Annotated in this window: 1 pseudogene; it reads left to right on the top strand. The window is 58.0% G+C overall.

Features of this window, described 5'->3' with window-relative positions:
* Positions 1-162: 162 nt before the first annotated feature.
* Positions 163-866 (top strand): annotated as a pseudogene (locus DID98_RS35485) (virulence factor); the annotation flags it as partial.

Raw genomic sequence — 866 nt, 5'->3', positions numbered from 1 at the left:
CAAGACTGGTTCCGCGCACGCGGCGGCAACAACGCGTACCTCCCCTGGTGGGGACGTCGACACGACACCGACTACGGCATGCAAGGCTATTCGTGGTGATGCAAACCAGCGCGGCGGCACGTTGCGTGTCAACGTGATCGCCGCATCGCAACAGGAGATTGAATGAAACGATTCCGTGTATTACCCGGCTTGGCGACGCTTATGGTGTTTCTGTTCACAACGGCCCTGCTGCGTCCAGCACATGCCACATCTACCCGGGAGCCTGTAGGAAATGCGGCGTCAGCAATTGAAGAGACGGCTAAGCCCTTCGTCGCGCAGGTGGTCGGCCTGATTTGGTTGAATCCATTGCAACGTATGGACTACCCGACCGAATGGCAATTGTTGTGGACGCAAGGGCTTGCCGCACCGAACAAGAACGACGACATGGTGCGCACCGACCCGAAGTCATTTTCCACGCTTCAGTCGATCGGGGCGTTGGTTTACGGCAATCGAGGAAAAGAAACATTCAAGGGCTTCTACGCCAAGTACGTCGACAAATTCATCCTTCTCTTGCGCGCCCGCTACTTTAGCAACGCGAAGTACTTCTACACCGTGCAGTCCGATAGCCAGAAAGATTGGCGCGAACTCGCCGGCATACGCGTCGAAGTTGCCGTTCCGCCCCGACTCGATCCGGCCTTTGCCAAGTCGCGCATGATCGATCGGATGATGAACTTCTTCGAGATTGGGCCGCCATCACCGAAGACGCTTTGGAGCCGCGACACGCCCCCCGACGTGCAAATCACTCAGGGCGGCGCAAACGCCGGCTTCACATCGCTGAACAACGCGCTGGACTACTTGCAGGCGAACCCCGACAAGACCGTATGGGC

Source organism: Burkholderia sp. Bp8984 (assembly GCF_003853755.1).
Lineage (GTDB): Bacteria > Pseudomonadota > Gammaproteobacteria > Burkholderiales > Burkholderiaceae > Burkholderia.
Note: the sequence above shows the minus strand (reverse complement) of the source record. Positions and strands in the feature narration are given on the sequence as shown.